This window comes from Cupriavidus sp. 05T313, assembly GCF_056396665.1.
Map to the genome: position 1 here is coordinate 1 of NZ_JBFTLX010000213.1, position 23,568 is coordinate 23,568.

26 protein-coding genes and 2 pseudogenes are annotated in these 23,568 nt (G+C 64.4%); 11 read left to right on the plus strand and 17 right to left on the minus strand.

Annotation, left to right across the window (positions count from 1 at the left end):
* Positions 1 to 584, plus strand: a 584-nt coding sequence (locus tag AC1DKD_RS31715) for a substrate-binding domain-containing protein (RefSeq protein WP_477144138.1), incomplete at its 5' end; no start/stop codon positions are given.
* Between the two features lie 39 nt (positions 585 to 623).
* Here AC1DKD_RS31715 and AC1DKD_RS31720 read toward each other — a convergent pair.
* From AC1DKD_RS31720 to AC1DKD_RS31730, 3 genes and pseudogenes are all read right to left on the minus strand, one after another.
* Complete coding sequence (locus tag AC1DKD_RS31720; RefSeq protein WP_441628774.1) at positions 624 to 878, minus strand: hypothetical protein; 255 nt, start codon at positions 876 to 878, stop codon at positions 624 to 626.
* A 111-nt stretch (positions 879 to 989) separates the two neighbouring features.
* Positions 990 to 1,277 (minus strand): XapX domain-containing protein, encoded by a 288-nt coding sequence (locus AC1DKD_RS31725; protein ID WP_477144139.1) that lies wholly within the window; start codon positions 1,275 to 1,277, stop codon positions 990 to 992.
* 333 nt (positions 1,278 to 1,610) lie between these two features.
* A pseudogene (locus AC1DKD_RS31730) lies at positions 1,611 to 1,700 on the minus strand (hydrolase); the annotation flags it as partial.
* A gap of 337 nt (positions 1,701 to 2,037) precedes the next feature.
* On the opposite strand from AC1DKD_RS31730, the gene AC1DKD_RS31735 reads away from it, so the two are divergent.
* Positions 2,038 to 2,580 carry a DUF2726 domain-containing protein gene (locus tag AC1DKD_RS31735; RefSeq protein WP_441628770.1) on the plus strand — a complete coding sequence of 181 codons (543 nt, stop codon included), beginning with the start codon at positions 2,038 to 2,040 and terminating at the stop codon, positions 2,578 to 2,580.
* Positions 2,581 to 2,833: 253 nt separating this feature from the next.
* Positions 2,834 to 3,589, plus strand: a complete 756-nt coding sequence (locus AC1DKD_RS31740) for an NYN domain-containing protein (RefSeq protein ID WP_441628768.1) — start codon at positions 2,834 to 2,836, stop codon at positions 3,587 to 3,589.
* Positions 3,590 to 3,721: 132 nt separating this feature from the next.
* Here the strand turns inward: AC1DKD_RS31740 and AC1DKD_RS31745 are convergent, their stop codons facing one another.
* The 3 genes from AC1DKD_RS31745 to AC1DKD_RS31755 form a co-directional block, all read right to left on the minus strand.
* Entirely contained in the window at positions 3,722 to 4,420 is a 699-nt protein-coding gene (locus tag AC1DKD_RS31745; RefSeq protein WP_441628766.1) for a hypothetical protein, read from the minus strand.
* Between the two features lie 3 nt (positions 4,421 to 4,423).
* The gene (locus tag AC1DKD_RS31750; RefSeq protein WP_441628764.1) at positions 4,424 to 5,491 is read right to left on the minus strand and encodes a S1C family serine protease; all 1,068 of its coding nucleotides are present in this window, start codon (positions 5,489 to 5,491) and stop codon (positions 4,424 to 4,426) included.
* Between the two features lie 334 nt (positions 5,492 to 5,825).
* Positions 5,826 to 6,671 (minus strand): LysR family transcriptional regulator, encoded by an 846-nt coding sequence (locus AC1DKD_RS31755; RefSeq protein ID WP_477144140.1) that lies wholly within the window; start codon positions 6,669 to 6,671, stop codon positions 5,826 to 5,828.
* Between the two features lie 198 nt (positions 6,672 to 6,869).
* Here AC1DKD_RS31755 and AC1DKD_RS31760 point away from each other — a divergent pair, with 198 nt between their 5' ends.
* The 3 genes from AC1DKD_RS31760 (at position 6,870) to AC1DKD_RS31770 (ending at position 8,319) form a co-directional block, all read left to right on the plus strand.
* Entirely contained in the window at positions 6,870 to 7,634 is a 765-nt protein-coding gene (locus AC1DKD_RS31760; protein ID WP_045240158.1) for an SDR family oxidoreductase, read from the plus strand.
* A gap of 71 nt (positions 7,635 to 7,705) precedes the next feature.
* On the plus strand, positions 7,706 to 7,942 hold the full coding sequence (locus AC1DKD_RS31765; protein ID WP_441628760.1) for a type II toxin-antitoxin system Phd/YefM family antitoxin: 237 nt from the start codon (positions 7,706 to 7,708) through the stop codon (positions 7,940 to 7,942).
* On the plus strand, positions 7,942 to 8,319 hold the full coding sequence (locus AC1DKD_RS31770; protein ID WP_441628758.1) for a type II toxin-antitoxin system VapC family toxin: 378 nt from the start codon (positions 7,942 to 7,944) through the stop codon (positions 8,317 to 8,319). The genes AC1DKD_RS31765 and AC1DKD_RS31770 overlap by 1 nt, the downstream gene beginning before the upstream one ends.
* A gap of 73 nt (positions 8,320 to 8,392) precedes the next feature.
* Here the strand turns inward: AC1DKD_RS31770 and AC1DKD_RS31775 are convergent, their stop codons facing one another.
* Together AC1DKD_RS31775 and AC1DKD_RS31780 are read right to left on the minus strand one after the other, a co-directional pair.
* Positions 8,393 to 8,683: a hypothetical protein gene (locus AC1DKD_RS31775; RefSeq protein WP_441628756.1), complete on the minus strand. Its 291-nt coding sequence runs from the start codon at positions 8,681 to 8,683 to the stop codon at positions 8,393 to 8,395.
* Between the two features lie 456 nt (positions 8,684 to 9,139).
* Positions 9,140 to 9,382, minus strand: a complete 243-nt coding sequence (locus AC1DKD_RS31780; protein ID WP_441628754.1) for a hypothetical protein — start codon at positions 9,380 to 9,382, stop codon at positions 9,140 to 9,142.
* A 191-nt stretch (positions 9,383 to 9,573) separates the two neighbouring features.
* Here AC1DKD_RS31780 and AC1DKD_RS31785 point away from each other — a divergent pair, with 191 nt between their 5' ends.
* Positions 9,574 to 10,212 carry a LysE family translocator gene (locus tag AC1DKD_RS31785; RefSeq protein WP_441628752.1) on the plus strand — a complete coding sequence of 213 codons (639 nt, stop codon included), beginning with the start codon at positions 9,574 to 9,576 and terminating at the stop codon, positions 10,210 to 10,212.
* 13 nt (positions 10,213 to 10,225) lie between these two features.
* Here the strand turns inward: AC1DKD_RS31785 and AC1DKD_RS31790 are convergent, their stop codons facing one another.
* From AC1DKD_RS31790 to AC1DKD_RS31805, 4 genes are all read right to left on the minus strand, one after another.
* Positions 10,226 to 11,140 carry a glutaminase gene (locus AC1DKD_RS31790; RefSeq protein WP_035859907.1) on the minus strand — a complete coding sequence of 305 codons (915 nt, stop codon included), beginning with the start codon at positions 11,138 to 11,140 and terminating at the stop codon, positions 10,226 to 10,228.
* A 107-nt stretch (positions 11,141 to 11,247) separates the two neighbouring features.
* The gene (locus AC1DKD_RS31795; RefSeq protein WP_035859996.1) at positions 11,248 to 12,405 is read right to left on the minus strand and encodes an MFS transporter; all 1,158 of its coding nucleotides are present in this window, start codon (positions 12,403 to 12,405) and stop codon (positions 11,248 to 11,250) included.
* A gap of 294 nt (positions 12,406 to 12,699) precedes the next feature.
* Positions 12,700 to 13,392, minus strand: coding sequence for an LrgB family protein (locus tag AC1DKD_RS31800; RefSeq protein WP_441628747.1), 693 nt, complete (start codon positions 13,390 to 13,392; stop codon positions 12,700 to 12,702).
* Positions 13,385 to 13,870, minus strand: a complete 486-nt coding sequence (locus tag AC1DKD_RS31805; protein ID WP_441628745.1) for a CidA/LrgA family protein — start codon at positions 13,868 to 13,870, stop codon at positions 13,385 to 13,387. Before AC1DKD_RS31805 ends, AC1DKD_RS31800 begins: the two co-directional genes overlap by 8 nt.
* A 148-nt stretch (positions 13,871 to 14,018) precedes the next feature.
* Here AC1DKD_RS31805 and AC1DKD_RS31810 point away from each other — a divergent pair, with 148 nt between their 5' ends.
* Entirely contained in the window at positions 14,019 to 14,912 is an 894-nt protein-coding gene (locus AC1DKD_RS31810) for a LysR family transcriptional regulator (protein WP_441628743.1), read from the plus strand.
* Positions 14,913 to 15,090: 178 nt separating this feature from the next.
* Here the strand turns inward: AC1DKD_RS31810 and AC1DKD_RS31815 are convergent, their stop codons facing one another.
* Entirely contained in the window at positions 15,091 to 15,963 is an 873-nt protein-coding gene (locus tag AC1DKD_RS31815; RefSeq protein ID WP_276289875.1) for a LysR family transcriptional regulator, read from the minus strand.
* Between the two features lie 193 nt (positions 15,964 to 16,156).
* Here AC1DKD_RS31815 and AC1DKD_RS31820 point away from each other — a divergent pair, with 193 nt between their 5' ends.
* Both AC1DKD_RS31820 and AC1DKD_RS31825 read left to right on the plus strand, forming a co-directional pair.
* A complete protein-coding gene (locus AC1DKD_RS31820; RefSeq protein ID WP_477111215.1) occupies positions 16,157 to 17,143 on the plus strand; it encodes a zinc-binding dehydrogenase in 987 nt (328 codons plus the stop codon).
* A 26-nt stretch (positions 17,144 to 17,169) separates the two neighbouring features.
* The gene (locus tag AC1DKD_RS31825; protein ID WP_441628739.1) at positions 17,170 to 17,667 is read left to right on the plus strand and encodes a YybH family protein; all 498 of its coding nucleotides are present in this window, start codon (positions 17,170 to 17,172) and stop codon (positions 17,665 to 17,667) included.
* A 145-nt stretch (positions 17,668 to 17,812) separates the two neighbouring features.
* Here the strand turns inward: AC1DKD_RS31825 and AC1DKD_RS31830 are convergent.
* Together AC1DKD_RS31830 and AC1DKD_RS31835 are read right to left on the minus strand one after the other, a co-directional pair.
* A pseudogene (locus AC1DKD_RS31830) lies at positions 17,813 to 18,939 on the minus strand (M20/M25/M40 family metallo-hydrolase).
* Between the two features lie 115 nt (positions 18,940 to 19,054).
* Positions 19,055 to 20,314 (minus strand): glutamate carboxypeptidase, encoded by a 1,260-nt coding sequence (locus tag AC1DKD_RS31835; RefSeq protein ID WP_441628735.1) that lies wholly within the window; start codon positions 20,312 to 20,314, stop codon positions 19,055 to 19,057.
* Between the two features lie 250 nt (positions 20,315 to 20,564).
* Between AC1DKD_RS31835 and AC1DKD_RS31840 the strand changes: the two genes are divergently transcribed.
* On the plus strand, positions 20,565 to 21,575 hold the full coding sequence (locus AC1DKD_RS31840) for a GlxA family transcriptional regulator (protein WP_441628844.1): 1,011 nt from the start codon (positions 20,565 to 20,567) through the stop codon (positions 21,573 to 21,575).
* Positions 21,576 to 21,653: 78 nt separating this feature from the next.
* On the opposite strand, the gene AC1DKD_RS31845 is transcribed toward AC1DKD_RS31840, so the two are convergent.
* Positions 21,654 to 22,385 (minus strand): BON domain-containing protein, encoded by a 732-nt coding sequence (locus tag AC1DKD_RS31845; RefSeq protein ID WP_441628733.1) that lies wholly within the window; start codon positions 22,383 to 22,385, stop codon positions 21,654 to 21,656.
* A 188-nt stretch (positions 22,386 to 22,573) separates the two neighbouring features.
* Positions 22,574 to 22,999: an OsmC family protein gene (locus AC1DKD_RS31850; protein WP_441628731.1), complete on the minus strand. Its 426-nt coding sequence runs from the start codon at positions 22,997 to 22,999 to the stop codon at positions 22,574 to 22,576.
* Positions 23,000 to 23,568 lie beyond the last annotated feature (569 nt).

Here is a 23,568-nt window from a genome sequence, read left to right on the forward strand (position 1 = left end):
GTCCAAGGTCAGCGGCGAATGGAAGAACGCCGTGGGTGCCGGCACGGTGGTCAAATGGCCCACCGGCGTCGGGGCCAACGGCGTCCAAGGTCAGCGGCGAATGGAAGAACGCCGTGGGTGCCGGCACGGTGGTCAAATGGCCCACCGGCGTCGGGGCCAACGGCAACGACGGTGTGGCCACTTATATCAAGAATGTCAAAGGGGCGATTGGCTATGTCGAACTGACTTACGCCCTGCAACGCAAACTGCCTTACGCAGTAATGCAAAACAGAGACGGCGCGTACGTCAGCCCTTCACGTGAGAGTTTCAGCGCGGCGGTGGCATCCGTGAACTGGACCCAGCAAACGGATTTCTACCAGGTCATCACGGACGCGCCCGGCACGCAGGCGTGGCCCATTGCCGGCGCCGTGTTCGTGATCATGCCAAAAGTCCCCAAGGATCAGGCAAGCGCACAGGGTGCGCTTGCCTTCTTCAAATGGGCACTCAACGACGGGCAGGCCGACGCCGCTGCCGAGCACTATGTGGCGCTGCCACCCGGACTGGTCAAGCAGATCGAAACCTACTGGCGCGACAACTTCAAGTAAGCCTGGCAAGTCACGCAAGCGGGCAAGGGGATGCGCCGGTCAATGCTCGGTACTGCCGGCCCTGGAGCTCCAGTCGGTGTGATCGGACAGATAGTGCCTGTAGGCGTACTCGACCTCGGCATCGGCGTCCTCATGCGCCTGCAGCGGATTGTCCCAGCATTTCGCGCAGGTGTGCCGCGAGGAGGCCGCCGGCTGTACGCCCGCCGTGAATGTCACAAAGCCCCGGTAACGCCCCCATGGCAGTTCCTCGACAGAAGTGACGATAAAAAGATCGCCGCGCTGGTATGTCGCCATGACTGCGCTCCTGCATGCTGAAAAGGGAAATTCATTCTAGCAGCGGCGCATGGGATCACAACCCCGGCATTGTTCTTCGCTGATGCAAATCAAAATGCCGCGTCGCCCGGATCACGTGCCGTCCTTCTCTCCCGCGGTGGGCGCCGCCGCAGTCACTGCTTTCGGAGACTCAGGGGGCGCACCGCTGATCTTCGGGATGCACTCGGGACGGAACCACGCCACGGTGATCGGTTCCCCGGCCATGATGCGCCTGGCGGTCGGCACGACCTGCTCCCCGATCAGCATGCCAAGCAAGCCGACCAGGGCAATGGCGGGCGGAGCTGGCGAGCGGACCTGCAACAGCGCATAGATGATGCCAACCAGGATTCCCGCGCCCAGCGAAACCAGATAGAGCTTCATGACTTTCCTCCTTGGTAGTGTTGCGTGCCACACCGCCAGTCATGTCAGGCGGCGCACCGCCGGCGTAGCGAAACGAGTGGGCAACGCAACGATGGCCCTCGCTCAGAACGCCCGGCAGGGGCAGCCGAACGCGCCGCGCCGCGGCTGGTAGCCGCCTAATGCGCGCACCGGCGCCCAGTCCGGCATGGCCGGCGGTTCCTGGGCTTCTGCATGAAAAGGTTGTAGGCCAGCCGGATGGTCAGCAGGCCCTCGGCATGCGGGGACTCGAGTGTCGTGAACCGCCCGTTCATCAGGATCAGTTCGGGCCTGGAAGGCTGATGCATGGCAACGCTCCTGCACCCCGAATGCCATCTGCGGCAGGTGATCGATGAAGATCAGCTGGCAGTTCTGTGGGGTCAGTACTTCGAGCCTGGGATTCGTCATGATGTTCTCCGGGGACAGCAGGTTTCAGGCGAGGCAGCCTCGCCGGGATCAGTGTTCCGGATTGCGCGCCATGTGCGCTCGCGGGAAGCGGGGTGAAGTTCGCCTCGCGCGCGGAGCCTAACTAATATAGGAAGTCTTTTCGGGCGGACCAGTTTTTCTTGTCTTCGCCGCATTGCGGGACGGGAGAGCCGGGACGGCCGGGGTAACGGTCTAGTTCAGGGATCGGTCCGACGGCTGAGTTCGGGCAGGAGCGGGCCTCCGCTTGCACCCAGGCCATAGCGGCATTGCCAGCTTCCTGAGTTAATATCTCCCGAATAAGAAAAAATCCGGGGGTCAAATGAAAGCGCTGTTCGCTGTTGCCGTGCTGTTCGCGGTCGGGCTGTTTCTTCTCGCACTACTCAAGGTGAAGCGGGGTGGTGCCCCTGCCACAGCAACTTCGGGATATCTGTTTGCCCGAAGAGCGCCATTCATGCGTAATGATGAGATTGAGTTATATGACAGGCTCGTTATGGCGCTGAGAAACGCACATGTCTTTCCCCAGGTGTCCATGTCGGCCTTTGTTCAGCATAAGGGCAAGGCGCAGGCTGCACGGAATATGTTTTCGCAAAAGTACGTGGACTATCTTGTCTGCGAACGTAAGACAATGCGGCCGCTGTATGTCATTGAGCTTGATGGGGCTTCTCATGGGTCGGCCAAGGCGCGCAAGCGTGATGCGCAGAAGGATCAGGTGCTGGCGTCGGCGGGGATTCCTATCAAGCGGTATACATCCAAGGACGTGGATTTCACGGTCATTCTTGGGGACTATGTTTCGGTGACTAGCCTCGCACTGCCTCCAGATACTGTCGCTGTGACTCCTGGCGGTATCGCTCAACAGCGCTAGGCGCAACCTTGCGCAAGGCACCAGAAAGGACGCCCAACACCAATTCTCAGATATTGTCCTTGGCACCCCGCTTTGGAGCCGCCGCTGAGCGGAGCCTGGCGACCGAAAATCCTATTCCTGCTGCCATGGGTGCGGAAATTACCAGGCCGAAGACCGGCTTTCGGCCAAAACATGCTCCCTTCCGCCCAGGAAAAAACATGCTGCTTCCGCCTTCAGGCTGGCTGGTGAGCGAGACGAAAAGTGAGAGAGATAAATGGCGAATCAAGTAACCACGGGGGAAGTGCGTGTCGCGGTGCTGGTGGATTGCGACAATACGACGCCTGAGATTCTCGAACATGCCCTGCGCGTAGTCGCGCAGTTTGGCCGCGTAGTGCTGCGCAGGGGCTATGGCAACCACGCCACGCTGGCAAACAAATGGCAGGATGCGCTCGTGCGTCTGGCCTTCACGCCTTGCCTGCAATACCAGTATGCAGCCGGGAAGAATACAGCCGACATTGCCTTGGCACTCGACGCGATGGAAGCCATGTTCGATTCCCGCGCCGATACTTTCTGCCTGGTCACCAGCGATTCGGACTTTGCATACCTGTGCCGGAAGCTGAGGGAGCGTGGTGCTACGGTGCATATCGTGGGAGAAGCAAAGACACCCGACGCGCTTCGCAATGCCAGCGACCAGTTTTTCGAATGGGTTCCGCCCGAGCCGGCAGGCGAACCGGTAGATCCTGCCAAGCCGAAGATTGCTGTTGCGCCTAAACCATCTGTAAAGCGCCGTCCGAAGGCCGTGATCAATGCGGTCGCACTACTGGCCGGGGGCACGCCTGATGGACGGGTTGGACTGGGGGCGTTGGGACAGTATCTTAAACGGACTGATCCTGCATTTTCACCCAAGGCATTTGGGCATGCGGCATTGTCGGATATGGTGCGGACGTATCCTGATCTCCTTATGGATCAGCCAAATGGGACCGGAATTTGGGTTAGTTTTAGGCCGAAGGGGGATGGAGGGGAAATTTGAATTGAATAGGCGTGCGCACAGGGAATATGACCGCAACCGGCTGCGGATTCAACCGGTCGATGCAACGGTTGAAGAAATCGTTCGGCGGGGGGTTTCATAGTTCAGGGTTTTCCGCTGAAGCCGCACCACGCCTTACTGTTTAGGCAACAAGTCCTGCAAGTCACGCAAGCTGGGAGCCGCGTTTGGTGCTTGCGAAGAGTACACCGGCGCGGCCGGCAGGCCGGGAGCGCCCGACCCAGGCTTGGGGACGGCGGCGGGGTCCAGCCGGCCATTCTGGCCAAGCGTGATCTGGCTGCAGCCGGGCAGAATGCCGTCTTTTTTCAGGCTGTTGGTGATATCTATGGCCAGCACCGCCCCCCGCTCTTCAATAGCGATCGCGGTACCGCCACGGCTGAAGGAGAAATTTCCCCGCCACACGGCCCGGCTCTGTTTGACGTCCCTGAGCGTGGCGCCATAGCTGGCAGAAAGGCGCGCGCCGCCTTGACCGCTGACGACGCCGCCGCCATGGCTGATCGTMAGGATGGTGTCGGCACCGAACGCATTGGCCCTGGCTAATGGTCCGTTCTGGTCCAGTTCCAGGCCAGAGACCTCTTCGAAGCTGGTATTTGTCCCGCACTGCCTGGCAATCTGCTGGAACTTGGAACGAAACGCACCGGAGAACTCCGGGCCCCAGCCCATGCCAGCGCTGGAAATCACATATAGACGGACCGGCCGCCCCTGGTAGTCCATCGCGCGATTGGTGACCGCGACGGTAGGAGCCGCGCAGGCGCTGACAACCAGCGTGGCGAAAAACAGGATAGAGACAAGCGAACCACGGGATGTGCCACGCATTGATCAGGATCCCTGCATCGAATAGGTGAAGAAATAGCTGCCGGAAACCGAGCGCATGGTATAGGTCTGCCCGTACCTGACGAGCTGATAGCAATGTTGCATTCCAATGAATCTGGGGTTGCCCATGTCGAAACAGACTTCGTTGCTCTCCGGCATAATGCGCCAGCGGCCATCGGAATAGCCCCGCGTCTGCATGTTGGTTACGCCGAAAGCCCCGTTCTGCTTGAATTCAAGCTCGAGCGGTGTGCCATTTGGCGAGATGGCGACGATGCGCGTCAGATTCGCAAAATGGCTGCTCAGATCATCCCCGGACAACCGCTGGCCCGGCTCGGCCGCGGGTCTTGCTGTGCCCCTGGGGCTGCTGGCCGCCACGATCGGCGCAGGAGGGGCAGCGCTCTCGGCGCGGAACTTCGCCAGGGCCACTTTAGCTCGCGCTGGCACCTCGGCGATCCACTCCGCCGGAATGGCGAAGTTAAGATTCTGCGCCTCGCGAATCGTGAGGTAAGGTATGCCGAGCAAGCGACCTTCGGTATCGAACAGCCCTCCACCGCTAGATCCGCCGGAAATCGGGGCACTGATCTGGATGCGCGACAGCTTGTCATCCCTGTCCCGATTCAGCGCTGCCACCAAGCCGTCGCTCAGTGTCAACTCCATCCCACTCGGCGCGCCGATGGCAAATACCCGCTGACCGACCTTCAGCGTCGAAGCCGGCGCAATCTTGACCGCCGGGGCAACCAGGCCCTTGGCTCGGAGGATGCACAGATCCCGCTCCACGTCGGCATGCACAAGACGTGCCTCGTGCAGCGTGTTCTCATGCTTGATGGAGATGGCCTTTCCCTGCGCCAGCACGTGGCAATTGGTGACCAGCTCTTCCTGCCCGATCACCACCGAGCTGCCCAACTTGATGCGCTGGCCTTGCGCGTTGTAGACGCTGACCAGCCAGATGCTGGGTGAGCGTTTTTCGTAGAGCTCGCCGGCGTCCATCGCCAGGCACGACGCGGCGGACAGGAACCCGCCCATTAGCAACGCAATATGCCAGTGCAGCTTCCTGATCTTGAAATGGATTCCCATACTTGCCGTATTTCTACGCGTCGCTGCGTTTGTTTACCCGCCCCGCCTATTCGGCTTCTGCCAGCCCAATTGGCGAGCGGCCTCGCTTCTTTTCAGGCAGCGCCAATAATAAGCTAAAGCATGACTCGCACGCCAGCCTCCCGCTGGTGGGATTATTGTCTCTAGCCAAATTCATTTAAACGCGCCTTGACATGTATTAACAAGTCATCAGCCGTGGGATTTTTCGTCAGGGTCGTTCTTGCGAATGCATCAAATTTTCGACTTGGTGTGTCAACCAAACTACGGCAATCCTCACTCCATGCACTCAGGGCCAATGCCAATGACGACACTGACTTCATCCTGAATATCCATGCAGCCTTCCCCGGAAATCGGCGATGAACCTTTTTACGAGCCGCAGCGCGGGTAGACACGGTGCAAAGTCACGCCACCGCCTGGCACGAATGCTTGCGCCGACGATAAACGTTGGGAGCAACGCGATGCCCAGGCCCGCCAGGGCGGCGTCGTGCATCATGTCGCCGTTATTGACGCGCAACGCAACGTGCGTGCGAACCGACAGCGCGCCATCCGGGCCCGCGAGGCGCCAGTCGGCCACGCCCCGGTTGACGTAGAAGATGCCACGGTGCTGCTGCAGGTCCTCGATGGCGCGAGGCGTGCCCTGCCGTGCCAGATAGGCCGGCGACGCAACCAGGACACGCCGGCTCGGGGCAAGCTGCCACGCCACCAGCCGCGAATCCTCCAGCGCGCCGTGCCTGACCACGGCATCGTAGCCCTCGGCGGCCGCGTCCACGCGGCGGTCATCCAGGTCCAGCGTCAGTTCCAGCTTCGGGTGCCTGGCAAGAAAGGGATAGAGCGCGGGGCCGAGATGCATGCGGCCAAACGTCACCGGCGCGGAGATCCGCAAGGGGCCGGCCAGGCTGCCGCGCCGCTCGGCCATGTCGGAGGTGGCCTCCTCGACCTCACGCATGATGCGTGCCGCCCGCGCCAGGAATGCCAGGCCGTCTTCGGTCAGGCTGAGCTTGCGGGTAGTCCGGTGCACCAGGGTGGTGCCCAGCTGCCGCTCGATATCGGCCAACCGCTCGCTGACAACGGATTTCGACAATTGCAGGCGGCGCGCCGCTTCGCTGATCGACCCGGACTCCGCGATGGCCACGAAGCTGGCGACGCCCTCAAGTTTCAACATTGTCCGGTTTTCCCGAAAAGCAGTTCCGTGATTCGCACTCTACCGCGAACAGCCACGGCGAACCATACTGGGTACCGAAAGCGAAAGGTGATCCGGCGTTGCCGCGACTCACTATGCTGATTATTCGAAACGCAAAACCCCTATGTATCAATGCGCCCCCATGCGACGTTGTCGCCAGGCGCAAACCAGGAGATCGAAATGGGACGCTTGTCCGGAAAAACCGCCATTGTCACCGGAGCCAGTTCCGGCATCGGCCGCGCCACGGCGCTGTTGTTCGCCGCCGAGGGCGCCAGGGTTGTGGTTGGCGCGCGCCGCGCGAGCGAACTGGACCAACTGGTCTCGGAAATCCACGCGGCCGGAGGCGAAGCGGCGGCGCTGGCCGGCGACGTACGCTCGGAGGACTATGCCCGGGCGCTGGTAGCGCTGGCCGTCGAGCGCTACGGGCGGCTGGATATCGCCTTCAACAATGCAGGCACTCTGGGCGAAGGCGGCCCCAGCACCGAAGTGTCCGAGACGGGCTGGAGCGACGCCATTGCCATCAACCTGACCGGCGCCTTCCTGGGTGCCAAGCACCAGATCGCGCAGATGCTCAGGAATGGTGGCGGCTCGGTAATCTTCACATCCACCTTCGTCGGCTACACCTTCGCCTTTCCGGGGGTGGCCGCCTACGCAGCCAGCAAGTCCGGCCTGATCGGGCTGACGCAGGCGCTGGCGGCCGAGTTCGGCCCGCAAGGGGTGCGCGTCAATGCGATCCTGCCGGGCGCGGTGGATACGGAAATGTACCGCACGATGAACGACACCGCGGAATCGCAGAGCTTCATCACCAACCTCCACGCGCTCAAGCGCGTGGCAAAGCCCGAGGAACTGGCACGGTCGGTGTTGTACCTGGCGTCGGATGACTCGGCCTTCGTGACCGGCACGGCTTCGCTGGTCGATGGGGGTGCGTCGATTACGCGGACTTGACGTTCCGGCCGGCCAGTATTGACGACCTTGTCCTAGTGGACTAATATGGGCTTAGTCCACTAGGAGCACTTATGCAGGTCGTTAATATCCACGATGCCAAGACGAACTTCTCCCGGCTAGTCGATGCCGCTGCCGGGGGCGAAGAGATTATTATCGCCAAGGCCGGGAAGCCCGCAGCCCGGCTGGTCCCGATGGAGCGCGTTAAACCAACGCGCCGCTTCGGTACGTTGAAAGGAAAGGTTCATATCGCGGACGACTTCGACGCGCCGCTGCCCGATGACGTGATCGCTGCATTCGAGGGGCGTTGATGCGCCTTCTGCTCGATACGCACATCTACCTGTGGGTCGTGACAGATGACCGCAGACTCCCGAAGACTGCTCGCGAGATGATTGCAAATGCCGAGCACGTCTTCGTAAGCAGTGCGAGCATCTGGGAGGCATCAATCAAAGTCGGTTTAGGCAAGCTGGACGCCGACGTGAATCAGTTGGTGTCAGCCATAGAAACAAGCGGTTTCTCGGAGCTGCCGGTGCGGGCTGTGCATGGCGCAGCGGTGCGCGATCTTCCCGATATTCACCGCGACCCGTTCGATCGGCTTTTGGTTGCCCAAGCAATGAGTGAGCCCCTCCGGCTGGTGACTTCTGACGGTCGCCTCGCCGGCTACACCGAACTTGTTGTGACCGTCTAGGAAAATACGCTAGCGGATTGCTACTACGGCTACCTCGACTGCTCCTCGCCAGCAGATCCGCAGCACGCTGGCATCACCCCTCGCCACCCTCCCCCTGCTCATCCAACGCGGCCAGTTCGCTCAGCACCAGCGTCTCGTGCGCGAGCACGGTCGCCAGCGAGAGCAAATGGCCCTGCGTTTCTTCAGTCAGGTTGCAAAGGGTGCCGCCGGCAGCGTTCTCGATGGCTACGGACAACAGCGCGTTGAGTTGCGCGGTCTTCTCGGCGGCGAGGCTTAGCGGGCTTTCGGATGGGGCATGCGCGGTCAGGAACGTGTCGCGACCTGCGCGTTGGGCGGTGATGTTGTAGCGCGGGTAGTCATACATCGTGCGCCCTCCGTTGGGACGCGCTCGGGCGCTGGCAGATGACGGGAGCGTTGGGACAGGCGAGTTGCCCGGAATGGGCGAGCGAAGACTGGGGCATGGGAGTGCCTCCTTCTTAAGCGATTTCAACCCCGTTCCCCGCTGTCAATCGGGGTGGGCGGGCGCAAGGCGAGGTTGACAGACCGGAAAGAAGGAACCGGCGAGCCCGAAGGCTCCCCCGCCCAGGCCCACCCATAGGGGCGTGCAAAGGCGCGACGGACATAAAAATGCCGCCTGGTGGCGGCTGTCCGCCTTCTTTTCGGGCTGTCAAACCCGGCCGCTGTGGTTGCAGCGACGTGCGAAGTATAGCGTGGGGTGGCGCAGCCCAAACTGGCCGCAACAAAAAGTCACACCCCTGCCTTGATCAACCGCCACATGCATCAGAACGATGCCGATGCCGTAAAGCCGTTCAACCGCAACCTACAGCAGCCGCTTGGCCAACTCCGCGCCATGGGCAAAGCCAGCCGTCTCGGCCGCCTCCGCCGTCGGGAACAGGTCCGTCACCTTCGATGACTCCAGCAAGGTCCCTGCAGCCCGGATATTCGTGCCGGGGCGGCAGACCCGGACCGTGTACTCCCAGACGTTGGGCGTTCTGGGCCGCACCTGCACCTGTACCTCATGTGTCTCAAAAACCCGCTTCTTCCATGCAATCTCTTTGATCATCGCTGTCTCCGATTCTTATTGGAGAATCGCAACGTCGCCAAGGGCACGCCATTCGTTGAATCGTGCCCGTCACAAGCGCCATGACGCCTGCGGGCTATCGTTGGAATCTATCCGCCATCGTATCAAAAGTTGGTATGTCTGCTCTATGATGCCAGGCAATGTCACCGCCCTGCCGCACGCCAGATCAGACCATGACACTCGCCACCCTGCTCCTGTTTCTCTTTGCTTCCGCCGTGACCATCGCCACGCCCGGCCCCACCGTCCTGCTCGCCCTGAATAACGGCTCGCGGCATGGCGTGCGCAAGGCAGCGTGGGGCATGGCGGGCGCGATCGCTGCAGATATCATCCTGATCGCCACCGTTGCGGCCGGGCTTGGCGCAGTAATCGCAGCATCCGAGATAGCCTTCGCGTTGATCAAATGGTTTGGCGCGGCCTACCTGGCCTATGTGGGATGGAAACTGCTGCGCTCCGGCAATGTACCGGCCACGGCACCGGCGGAATTCGCGGCGGCCGTGGATAGCGGCCGGGCACATGTGTTGTTTTCACGCAGCTTCCTGGTAGCCGTCACCAACCCGAAGGCGTTGCTGTTTATTTCGGCGTTCCTGCCGCAGTTCATCGACACCAGCGCGTCCTTGCTCCCACAGTACGCCGTTTTGACGATCGCGCAATGCTTGCTGAACCTGCTGGCCATGCTGGTGTACGCGGCCCTTGGCGCCAGGATCGTGCACGCCTTCCACGGCGACGGCATGCGCTGGCTGAATCGCGTATCCGGCGGCACGCTGATGGCGCTGGCGGGCGGACTGGCGCTGTTCCGCCGCGCACAGGACTGAGGCCCCGCCGGGCTCAGAAAATCGAATGCCCGCTTAGCGTAGTCAGCCACTCCAGCGCCTGCACACCCGCCAGCGAGTTGCCGCTGTGGTCCAGCCCCGGCGACCACACGCACACCGCCCAGCGCCCCGGCAGCACCGCCACGATGCCGCCGCCCACGCCGCTCTTGGCCGGCAAACCCACCCGGTAGACAAAATCGCCCGCGGCATCGTAGGTGCCGCAGGTGAGCATCAGGGCCGAAAGCCGCTTGGCAGGGCTGGCGCCGAGCACGCGCTCGCCGCTCCAGGGCACCACGCCGCCGTGCGCAAGGAACAGCGCCGCGCGCGCCAGGTCTTCGCAGGTCATGGCAATGGCGCACTGGCGGCAATAGGCGTCAATGACTTTGTCCACCGGCATATCCAGCCGGCCAAAATCCTTCATGAAGTAAGCCATGGCGCGATTGCGGTCCGCGTGCTCGCGCTCGGACTGCGCCACCTTCGGGTCGTAGTCGATGGCCGGGTTATTGCTGAGCCGGCGGATGAACTGCACCAGCGCGGTCTCCGCCTGGACGAAGCGGCTGCACAGTACGTCCGTCACCACCAGCGCGCCGGCGTTGATAAAGGGGTTGCGCGGCTTGCCTTGCTCGTACTCCAGCTGCACCAGCGAGTTAAAGGCATTGCCCGAAGGCTCTCGCCCTACCCGCTGCCACAGGTCCTCCCCCAGCAACTGGAAAGCCAGCGTGCAGGCGAACAGCTTGGAAATGCTCTGGATCGAAAACGGCACCGCGGCGTCGCCCACGCAATGGCTGCGGCCATCGGCAAACACCAGCGCCATGCCGAAACGCGTGGCGGGCACCTTGCTCAGTTCGGGGATGTAGTCCGCCACCCGCCCTTGGCCCAGCAGGGGCGCGATGTCGCGGTGGATGCGTTGGAGGATGTGTGCGTAGTCCATGCCGGGGTCGCCGAGCCGCTCTGTTCCGGGCCGCCGCGGGCCGGACAACATCCGGGCCGCCAGCGGGTTCCGCGTATCGTACAACGAGACATGGCCTTGCAGCGGCCTTACGCCGCCACCCGCCGGCCCCGGTCCAGCGAGGCCGACACGCCAACCGCCAGCAATGCCAGCGCGGCCACCGCCGCACCCAGCCAGGGCAGTTGTGTCAGCGGCAGGCCCGCGCTGATCATCAACCCGCCCAGCCACGCGCCGGTGGCGTTGCCCAGGTTGAAGGCGCCCTGGTTCAGCGTGGAAGCCAGGTTGGGCGCGCCCTTGGCCTTGTCGAGCACGCGCACCTGCGTGGCGGGCACCACCGCAAAGCTCACCATGCCCCAGACAAACAGCGTGAACAGCGTCGGCACCGGAAAATGGCTGGTCCACGAGAACACCAGTTGCACCACCGCCACCGCTGCCAGCAGGCTGGCAAGCGCCGGCATCAGCTTCCAGTCGGCCAGCTTGCCGCCGGCCAGGCCGCCCACGGTGATGCCTGCGCCGAACAGCAGCAGCACCATGCTCTCCTGCTGCGCGGTGAAGCCGGTCACGTCGCGCAGGATGTAGGCGATATACGTAAACACCGTGAACATGCTGACCGAAGCCAGCGTGCTGATCAGCAACGCAAGCTGGACCTGGGCCGCGCCGATCGAGCGGAATTCGCGCAGGATGCTGCCGGCCTGCATCGGAATGGCCTTTGGCAGCCATGCCACCAGCGCCGTGGCGGCGGCCACGCCGATCACGGTGACAGCCCAGAACGTGGAGCGCCAGCCCATCAGGTGGCCGAAGGCGGTGCCAAACGGCACGCCCAGCACATTGGCCACCGTCAGGCCGGTGAACATCAGCGCGACAGCCTGCGCGCGCTTCTCGCGCGGGACCAGCTCGGCGGCCACCACCGCACCAATGCCGAAAAAGGCGGCATGGCAGAACGCCGTGACCACGCGCGCGGCCATCAGCAGTGCATAGTTGGGCGCCAGCGCGCACAACGCATTGCCGAGGATGAACAAGCCCATCAACCCGACCAGCGCGGTCTTGCGCGGCCACCTGGCGGTGAGGATGGCGAGGATAGGCGCGCCCACGGCCACGCCGATGGCATAGCCGGAAACCAGCATGCCGGCAGCCGGCGCGGAGACGCCTAGATCGGCGGCGACATCGGGCAACAGCCCCATGATGACGAATTCGGTGGTGCCAATGCCAAAGGCCGCGGCAGCCAGCGCGAGTAGCGGTAATCGCATGATGTTGTTATTGAAGGACGAGAGAGATCGGCGAAGCTTGCGCGCCCGGCGGAGATGGACGTTGCGCACGCCGCGGCGAAAAGGACAGCACGCCGCGTGCATGTGAAAAGCGCTTTGCGGCGCGCCGGCACGATTGCGCAAGTCCGGCATTCTGCGCCAATTTCGCGCGGGACGTTGGCCGCCCCGCTAAAAACCTTGTGCCCGAAGCGGTCACAAGGCGACTGGCTACGCAGTACTACTCAGCGGTTTCGCCCGTGCATTTCCGTCGACCGCGCAGTACTACGCAAAGCCGCCTCAAAAGAACACGCTGCGGATCAGCGGTGCCGCCAACACGCTGACCAGCCCGGCGATCATCATCACCAGCGATGCCACCACGCCTTGCACTTCGCCAAGCTGGCGCGCCTTGGCCGTACCGGCGCCGTGCGCGGCGGCGCCAAAGATGGCGCCCTGCGCCAGCCGGCTGCGTACCGAAGGCAGGCAGGCCAGCACGGCCTCGCCGATGGCCATGCCCGTCAGCCCGGTGATCACGACAAAGATCGCGGCTAGATCAGGCGGCCCGCCCAGCGCGCGCACCGCATCCACGGCGAACGGCGTCGTCACCGAACGCACCGCCAGGCCCTTCTGCAGCATCACCGACAAGCCGAAACCGCGCGCCAGCCAGACCGAACTGACCACCGAGGTCAGCACCGCAGCCAGCACGCCGAGCGAAATCGACAGCCAGTGCTGGCGCACCAGCTTGCGGTGATCGTAGATCGGCAACGCGAAAGCGATGGTGGCCGGGCCGAGCAGCCACATCAGCCAGCGCGTGTCCGCGATGTAGTCGCGATAGGGAATATGGGCAGCCAGCACCAGCGCGATCAGCACCACGGGTGTAGCCAGCAGCGGCATCAGCCACAGGCGGGCGCGGCGCGCATAGAGGCGCTTGTTGAAGTAATAGAAGGCAACGGTAGCCACCAGGCTCAGCGCCGCCAGCGCGGTGTCATGCATGACGCTGCTGCCCGTTGCGGGTGGCGTTGCTCGCGCGGCGCGCCAGCCTTAGCTCCAGCCGGTACACCTGCTCCACCACCAGTGCCGTCACCACCATCACCGCCAGCGTGCTCAGGGCGATCACCGCGCAGATGCGCCAACCCTGGTGCCTGACCAGCTCCCGATACTGCACCACCGCCAGCACCGCCGGGATAAAGAACAGCAGCATCTCGCCCAGCAGCCAGTCCGCGCCGCGCCGCACCCAGCCGCCGCGCACCGCGCCACTGAACAGCAGCGCCGCCAGCGCCAGCAGCCCGAGCAGACCGGCCGGTAACGGCAGCCCGAGGCGCACGCGCAGCCAGTCGGCCAGCAACCACAGCGCCGACAGCGCCGCCACCTGGGTGAGCCCGATCGCGCCCGCACGCAGGCGGCCGAAGGCCGGCATCGGCGGCGGTACGGATGAGGCGGCGGCCGGGGTGGAGGGGACAGCGCTTTGCATGGTTCGAGTCAGTCTATTGCGCCAGGGACGAAGTGGCAGTGACGCTAGTGTACGGAGAGCCATTCGATATATAAAATGAATATAAATTATTGAATTGATGCCAGATCGGAATGGCAAATCCGGCATCGCACATTCCATCGGAGGCACCATGGATATCCGGGCCCTGCGTTACTTCGTGGAAGTCGTCCGCCAGAACGGCTTCACCCGCGCCGCCGAAACCCTGCACGTTACCCAGCCCACCATCAGCAAGATGGTCAAGAGCCTGGAAGACGAACTGGGCGGCCCGCTGCTGCTGCGCGAAGGCCGCACGGTGCGGTTGACCGACGCCGGCGAGGTTGTGTTCGCGCGCAGCCAGGCGGTGCTGGCCGAAGTGGCGCGGCTGCGCCAGGAGGTGGCCGAGGTGGACGGCATGGCGCGCGGCGAACTGAAGGTAGGCATTCCCCCCATGGCCGGGCGTTACCTTGCCCCGGTAATCGGTGCCTATCGCCGCCAGTACCCCGGCGTGAAGCTGCGGCTGGGCGAGCAAGGCGGGCGCGCACTGGAAGAAGGCGTGGCCGCGGGCGAACTGGACCTGGGGGTGACGGTGCTGCCCGCCGCCGTGGCGGGCCTGGCCAGCCTGACCGTGACACGCCAGGCGCTGGTCGCGGTGTTTCCCGGCGAGCGCGCGCCGCGCAAGGGCGGCCCGGTCCGGCTGGCGGATCTGGCTGGTCTGCCCTTTGTGATGTATGAAGATGACTTTGTGCTCTACCGGGTCATCCTGAACGCATGCGAGGCTGCTGGTTTTACGCCGCAGATTGCGGGGCAGAGCCGGCATTGGGACTTTATCGGGGAACTGGTGGCGGCCGATGTGGGCGTGGCAATCTTGCCGGCGCCGATAGCAGGCCAGCTGGATCCGGCACGCGTGGCGATCCGGCCGTTGGTTGCGCCGCAGTTGACGTGGGAGTTGGGGCTGGTCTGGCGGGAAGGCTATTTGTCGCGCGCCGCGCGGGCCTGGCTGGCTTGTTGCGAGCAGGCCTTCGGCACTGCCCGCAGATCCGTCTGACCTGATGCGCGGCCAATTTGCGTCCGGCCAGCTTGCGCGGCGCAAGCGAAGGAGGCGATGCCCTGGTCGCGGTCACATCGACCAATGGTGGTCGACCCAGATTGGACAACCGGGCTACGCAACAGCATTTTGTTCGTCCTGCCGACTGGTACTCCGTGGGACGTGCCGATGCCTGAACCTAGAGGAAGGATGGCAACTGCGCCTGGCAAAAGTCCAGATAGGACCTGACGATTGCGGACGGATGACGATGCGAGGGATATAGCAAATTGAGTTCCTGCACAGGCAAGGGGTGTTCTGGCAGCAGGGTCACAAGGTTCTTCTCCCGAATGGCGCTGGCAGCCATGAACGGGGGCAGTTCTGTGACGACCTCACCGGCAAGCGCCCGGCTGCGCAGGTGCGCATAGTCATTTGCGGACAGTACCGCCGCGGGGCTATGTTCGGACGAACCCAGGCGCCAGACAGTTGGAGCATTCGAGCCCTGGTTCCATACCGCGCAGGGAAAGCGATGCAAAGCCTCGGGCGTCTCCGGCATGCCAAGACGCTCGACGAGGGCCGGACTTGCGACCAGGACATGACGATAGGACAGGACGCGCCGCGCGACCATGGTCTCGTGTGCAATTGTCCCAACGCGCAGCGCAACGTCGATGCCATCCTCGACGAGATCGACGCGCCGGTCGGTCGTGAAAATATGCAGGCGGATATCGGGACACTGGCGTTGAAATGCCGCAAGCAGGTCCCACCAGGGTTCGAATGACGGCGGTAGCGATAACCTCAGCCGTCCCTTGAGGCGTGTCTGGTCGCTCATGACGGCCTGCTCCGCCTCCAGCAGGGCCTCGATGCCACGACTGGCGTGCTCATAGAGGCGCGCCCCGGCGTCCGTGAGCCTGGTTCCACGCACTGAACGCTCCAACAACTGCACGTTCAATTGCCGCTCCAGTTCCCGAAGCCGGCGGCTTAGTGTTGGCAGCGGTACGCCCATGCGACTTGCAGCGGCGGAGAGACTCCCCGCCTGCACCACTTCCACAAACATCTCCACGGCATTGAGGTCCATTCTTTACCTCTCAAAAATGAGAGGAATGTTACCAAAATCAACGGTTTTCTTCCGACATTGAATAGGCGAAAGTTGCTTCCAGGCGCTGGCCCCTGGCCAGCATCTTCAACTGAATCAGGAGTTACGCACATGTCAAAGATCCGGCATTCCCGTCTTGCCAGCCCTTCACCCCGCCACTGAAGAGAGACCAGCCATGAAAGCCTATGTCATCGAACAAGCAGGCGGCCCCGAAGTCCTGCAAATGCGTGAGATTGCATCCCCGGAGCCAGCGGCGGACGAAGTTTTGATCCGCGTGCGCGCATTTGGTTTGAATCGCGCCGAAGCCTATCTGCGGGCCGGGAAAATGGGGCCGATCACCGCGCCACGCGTGCCAGGCATCGAAGCCGTCGGCGAGATCGTCGACGATCCCGCGGGCGTGTTTCGCACCGGTCAGCGCGTCGCCACGGCCATGGGCGGCATGCAATTCACGCGAGGTGGCAGCTACGCCGAACAGATAGCCGTGTTGCGCAGCAATGTCATTGCCCTGGACAACATCTCCCTGACATGGGAGGAGCTTGCAGCCCTACCCGAAGCCTATCTGACCGCATGGGGTGCGCTGGAGAAGAGCCTTGCTGTCGAACGTGGTCAAACGTTGCTGATACGCGGCGCCACGTCGTCCGTCGGCCTTGCAGCGCTCACCTACGCCAAGGCGCTCGGCCTGAATGTCATTGCCACCACCCGCTCGCAGACGAATGCAGGGCGCCTGCGGGAAGCCGGCGCTGACAAGGTGGTCGTCGACACCGGCGAAATCGCAGCCGATGTCCGCCAGATCGCACCGGAAGGCGTGGATGCGGCGCTGGAAGTCGTCGGCGCCACGACGCTGCGCGATACGGTCAAGACCCTGCGGCCGTTCGGGGCGGTCAGTGTTATCGGCTTGTTAGGGGGGCCGCCTGCCCTGGAGTCGTTTCACCTGATGCAAGACCTTCCCGCCGCGGTGCGCCTCAACTTTTTCCCGAGCGGCCTGCTGGGCACTGCCGCTTTGCCGCTGTCGGAATCGCCGCTGCCATGGATTGCGCAGGATCTCGCCAAAGGTCTCATTCCATCGACGCATGCCAGGACGTTCGATTTCGATGAAGTCCGCCAGGCCCACAGCCTGATGGAGAGCAACCGGGCCCTCGGCAAGCTCGTCGTGCGACTTTAGTCGCGACCGATTCCGAGGACAGCATCATGCGTAACATACTTCGTGTCCCGTTGGCTGCGGTTGCAGCGTCCATGCTGTTGCAGCCTGCTGCCCAGGGAGCCACGCCGGCATCGGAAGCCGCAGTGAGTACGGCCATATCCGGACAGCTCGCTCGTTACGAGCAGGCGCTGAACAGTGCCGACATCGAGCGGATCATGTCGCTCTATGCCCGCGACCCGGTATTCATGCCGCAAAACGGTTCGCCGGCCGTGGGCCGCGAGGCGGTCCGACGCGCTTATGGGCATGTCTTCGACTCGATCAAGCTCAATGTGCGCTTCGAGATCGATGAGATCCGCCTGCTATCGGATGAGTGGGCCTATGCTCGTACCCGCTCACGCGGCACGGTGACGCGGCTGGGCAATGCAGTCCCGCCTGGGCCCGAAGCCAACCAGGAATTGTTCCTGCTGCGTCGCGAAGCCGATGGTCAGTGGCGATTCGCCCGCTACATCTTCTCGACCACCAACCCGCCGGCCCGACCGGACTGAGCGACCATGGCCACCTGCGCCCGACCCGGCGGATGGTGGCGTTGCGACGGCCCCGTCCTAACGAAAGAGATCCTGCCCTGCGGGCAGGCTGCAGGCAGGACTTCCACCCTGCCTGCAAACCCGCCGAACGCCCTGCGGGACGGGATCAGTTGCGCCCGATCTCCTGAAGGATGCGCGTCAGCAGGTACAACCGCGGCACGATCGAATCGATCTCGATGTATTCGTCGCGCGCGTGGTAGCCGAAGCCCGCGAGGCCAAAGCTCTCCACCACCACGGCCTTGCCGGAACGCCCGGCGAAGCCCGCGTCGGTGCCGCCGCCGGTGCCTTCGGCCAGCGCCAGCTGGCGGCCGTCGAGTTCGGCGTAGATGGCTTGCGCGCGCTGCGCCAGTTCGCGGCCGCGTGCGTTGGCGACAAACGGCGGGCGGCCGGCTTCCATGGTCACCGTGGTCTGCGTGTCGGGGACGAGCTTGCCCTCCTCGACCTTCTTCTGCAGCGCGGCTTGCAGCTTCTCCGGGCCGTCCTTGACCGTCATGCGCACGTCGCCGATGGCGGTGGCACGCTCGGGGATCTGGTTGCGTACCTCGCCGGACTGGGCGGTGGTCCAGTTGAGCTGGGTGCCCGGCACCGATTTGGCCACGTCCCGCGTCTGCTGCAACTGGCCACCGCCTTGGCGGCGGTCGGCTCGAACGACAGCACTACGTCATGCTGGTCGGCCAGGCTGGCGATGGTCTCGCCGGAACCGACCGAGCCCACTTCCTCGTCCGGGTTGAACAGGACGGTCAGTTGCGCGTAGTCCTGCCAGCCGGCCGCCTTGAGGATGGCCAGCGAATGCAGGATCACCGCGATGCCGCCCTTGTCGTCGGCGATGCCGGGGCCGTAAAGGCGGTTGCCTTCCTGCCTGATCGGCTGCGTCGCCAGCGTATTGGCCGGATAAACCGTGTCCATGTGGGCGATCAGCATGATGCGGCGCTTGCCCGTGCCGGTGAGCGTGCCCTTGACCATGGTGCCGGGGCCTTTTGTCACGGCGATGCGTTCGGTGCCGGCGCCGAGCGCCTTCAGGCGGCCTTCGGTATAGCTGGCCATCTGCGCCAGTCCCGCCGCGTTGGCGCTGCCGGACTCGATCGACACCATCTCCTTGAGCGACTGGATCACCGACGGCTCCGCGGTGCRCGCCGCGTCCAGCAACCGGGCATCCGCGGCGCAGGCGCTGCCGGTGGCGAGGGCAAGGACGGCCATGGCGGCATGCGTAAGCCGGCGCAAGGATGAATGCATGAAATCTCCCGTTGAGGATGTTTGTACTTGTGGATTCGTTCTTGCCAGTTTGCGCTGGCGGCGGCAACGCAAACGCGCCGCCGCCAATCATCGGCAGGTACGCGTCGGGCGCGCGTCAGTTGCGCCCGATCTCCTGCAGGATGCGCGACATCAGGTAGAGCCGCGGCACGATCGAATCGATTTCGATGTACTCGTCGCGCGCGTGGTAGCCGAAGCCCGCCAGGCCGAAGCTCTCCAGCACCGTGGGCTTGCCCGAGCGCGCGGCGTAGCCCGCGTCGGTGCCGCCGCCGGTCTGCGGCACCAGCGTCAGGTCACGGTCGATCTCCTTGTAGATGGCCTGCGCCCGCGCTGCCAGCGCGCGGCTGCGCTGGTCGGCCACGTACGGCGGATGGCCGGGCGTGAGGTTGAGCGTGGTTTCGGTGTCGGGAACCAGCTTGCTGGAGCCAAGCTTGGCCTGGAGCGCCGTCTGCAGTTTCTCCAGCGCGCCGGGCTGGGTCAGTCGGACATCGCCCACGGCTTCGGCCTTCTCGGTGATCTGGTTCAGCGGGCCGTTGGCGCTCGCGCGGGTCCAGACCAGCGCCGCGCCCGGCACGTCCTTGGCCACGTCGCGCGTCTGGAGCATCTGGTATGACAGTTCGTAAAGCGCATTGCGGCCCAGCTCCGGCGCGGCGCCGGCATGTGCCGCACGGCCTTTGACATCGAGCGTGGCGGTGGCGACGCCGGCGGAAGCCAGCAGCAGGGGTTGGCCTTTCATCACCACAGAGCCGGCCGAGGGCTCGCAGGAGAGCACCACGTCATACTGTTCGGCCAGCCTGGCGATGGTGTCGCCGGAACCGGGCGAGCCCACTTCCTCATCCGGGTTCAACAGCACCGTCAGCTCGGCGTAGTCCTTCCAGCCGGCCGCCTTGAGAATCGCCAGCGAATGCAGGATCACGGCGATGCCGCCCTTGTCATCGGCGATGCCGGGACCGTACAGGCGGTTGCCATCCAGCCTGATGGGCTGCGTCGCCAGCGTGTTCGGCCCGTAAACCGTATCCATGTGGGCGATCAGCATGATGCGGCGCTTGCCCGTGCCGGTGAACGTGCCCTTGACCATGGTGCCCGGGCCTTTGGTGACGGGGATGCGCTCGGTGCTGGCGCCCAGCGCCTTGAGCCGGCCTTCGGTGAAGCTGGCCATCTGCGCCAGGCCCGCCGCGTTGGCGCTGCCGGACTCGATCGACACCATGTCCTTGAGCGACTGGATCAGCGCGGGCTCGGCCGCGCGGGCCGCGTCCAGCAGTTGCGCATCGGCGGCGCGGGCGCTGCCGGCGGCACCGAGGGCCAGCGTGAGCGCGGCGACAGCGGTCTGGGTAAGTCGGCGCAGGGATGGCTGCATGAAGTCTCCTGTTGCTTGCATCGTTATTGTGGTCAGGCGGTTGCCCGCCGAGCGACGATGCTAGCCCTTGCGCGCGCGGCAAGGTAGGATCAATCCCGCCAATTGGAATGCCGATCCCGCCATGCCCGACGCTGACTCCTCCGCCCTCCCGGCGCCGCCCGCCGGATCCGACAACCCCGACAATCCCGCCACCAGCGGCGCGAGCCGCCCCGTGCCGCTGCACGTGCGCCTGCTATGGCTGCCGGAGGCCATGCCGGGGATGCTGTTCGGGGCGCTGGACGTGCTGCGCGCGGCGGCCGGGGTGGCCAGGCTGCAACGCCCGGATGCGGACCGCGACCTGAGCTGGAGCGTGATCGGCCCGTCGGGCCGCGCGCTCGCCCTGCCTGCCCTGGGCCTGGAGCCCGCGCGGCGGCGCCGGCGCGCCGCGGCCGATGGCAATGCGCTGGTCGTCATACCGGGCCTGCTGGCGCGCAATGCCCCGCATCTGGGCGAAATCGTCAGCGGCGCGACCCAGGCGCTGCGCTTGCTGGAGCGCCACGCGCAGGCGGGCGGCTGGCTTGCCGCCGGGGCAAGCGGTATCGCCTTCGCCGCCGAACTTGGCCTGCTCGATGGCGCGCGCATGGGCGCGCCCTGGACCTTCCAGAGCTGGATGGCCAAGCGCTATCCCCGCTGCGATTTCTCCGCCAGTGAACCGATGAGCGTGCATCAGCGCGTGTTCGGCTGCGTCGCGCCGGCGCTGCAAACGGAGTTCATGTTGCGCGTGCTGGGCCACCTGCATGACCCGGACCTCGCGCAGACTTGTTCGCGCATGCTGCTGTACCAGGCCGAGCGCCAGCAGCTCACGCCGGAACTGGTGTCGCAACGCTGGCTCAGCAAGACAGCCGACAGCCCGGTCTATCGCGCCATGCGCTGGCTGCAGGCCAACGTCGATGCGCCGTACCGGCTGGCCCTGGTGGCGCAGGCGGCCGCCACCAGCGAGCGCACCTTGCTGCGGCATTTCCGGCAAGTCAGCGGCATGACGCCGCTGGAGTATCTGCACGGGCTGCGCGTGGAGCGCGCCAAGACCTTGCTGGAGGTGACGCTGCACGGCTCGCAAGCCGTGGCGGAAGCCTGCGGCTACAGCGATGCGGCGGCGTTCCGCCGGCTGTTCCAGCGGGCTACGGGGATGTCGCTGTCGAGCTATCGGGCGCGCTTCGCGCTGCGCTCGCAGCGGCGCTACTGGCGCGTGGAGGACATGCCGCGCACGGCCGGCAGCGCATGAGCGCATCGGGCGCACCAGAGCGGGGGCCGCCAGCCTTGCGCGGCCCCACCGTCCGGGCTTCAGGTTGCAAACGTCTGTTCAACTACTCAGCACGATGCGATTGACGACATCCTCCACGCCATGCACGTACCAGGCATCCCGCTCGGCCTGGCGTTTCGCGGCTTCGGTGGTGGCGTAGCCTTCAAGCGTGACCACCCGGTTCTCCGTACGTACCTGGATGCGGTCGGCATCGACGAACTGGTCTGTCTCCAGGACCAGCTTGAGCGCTTCCGTGACTTCGTCGTCGCGGTCGGCTTCCGCCGGGGCCACCACCAGTTCGTTGACCACGCAGCGGCAGCCACGCGACCACCAGGCCAGCACGCCGGCCAGCCGCATGTGCGACAGGCTGATCACGTGCCCCCGCAGCGTCACGACGCCGTCGACGACTTCGATCTCGATCTCGCCGCTGGACTCGCCAACGGCCTCGCGCACCGGTTCGATGCGCCCCTTGGTGTGCGCGCAGATCCGGCAATTGCGGAAATCGATCGCCTGCAGCAGGCGCACGCAGATCGCATTGCGCAGTTCGCCGTCGCCAACCGCCGCACCGCCGTCGGTCACGCGCAGGTGGTCGATTACCGCCGACACACCGTCGACACGGCGCACCGAGGCGGCAACGCGGCTCTTGTCGACAATATCGGGCACTTCGCCTTCGAGAATCAGCGCGCCGTCGCTCAGGCGCAGGTGGATGGTGGGATGGATGGCATGGCTGTGAAAGGGCACGTGGGCGATGGCCGCCCGAGCCTGGGTCAGGACTGCTTCACTGCTATACATGATGTCTGCCTTATCTTTGAAGGTCTGGATATAGGAGACGGCGTTCCGTCCGGCGAACGCCCTCGCGGCGCCACGCCGATACTACGGCGCGAAGCGGCGAATCTTCATTATAGGTAGCCAGGCTGGCTACGCCCGACCTGTTGCCAGGGCGGAGTGACGGACGCAAGCCAGCCCGCGCGAACCGCCGCTCAGGTCTCTACCGTGGCGTCCATGGTGATCTCGGCCTTGAGCAGCTTCGAGACCGGGCAGCCCGCCTTGGCCGTTTGCAGTGCCTTCTCGACCGCGGCCTTGTCGGCACCGGGGACGCGCACCTTCACGTCCAGGTGCACGGCCGTGATGGTGAAGCCAGAATCATCCTTGTCCAGGGTGACGGTGGCCTTGGTCGCGATGCTCTCGGCGACCATCTTGGCTTCGCCCAGGAACAGCGACAGCGCCATGGAGAAACAGCCGGCATGGGCCGCCCCGATGAGTTCCTCGGGATTGGTGCCCGGCCCTCCCTCGAAGCGGGCCTTGAAGCCGTATGGCGCGTCCTTGAGCACTCCGCTCTCCGCCGAGATGCTGCCCAGGCCGTCCTTGATGCCGCCCTGCCATTTAGCCGATCCGTACTTTTGCATGAGTGTTCTCCATGGTCGAAAAGCAATGTGGCGCAACCTTCGCCGCGCCGGGGGTGAGGCGGCAAGTGCCCGTCCGCATACTTCGGTGCAGCGTTGGTGCCGCAGGCATGGTCACCTGAGCTCACTGCCGCCGGCCGGGAATAATCTTCCACCAGAAGGCAAACTTCCTGAATCAACAGCTAATTCCATCAAATGAATGGACAATTTCTCTCAATTTATCGCAATAATCGGGAACCGAACCCTCCTTCCGCTGCCTTACTTCCGCCGCGCAACATCGGCGGATTGCTACCGGGCCAAGCTGAATCACAATAGGACGCAATCCGGAAAACGGCCAGCAGCCTCGCTGCGAGCCGCCTGGCGGTCCGCAGCGAACGCGCAGCACCCATCACAATTGACCACCATCCAATCACAACAAAGGGAGAACGGATGTCATTGACTTCCAATAAATTGCCTGCCTGGACCTTGTGGCTGCCACTGGCAGCCTGGGCCATCCTCGGGGCGGGCATGGCGGCGCCTGGCCAGGCGCTGCTGCTGGTGCTGGCCGGCCTGGCCCTCGCGGGCTCGGTATT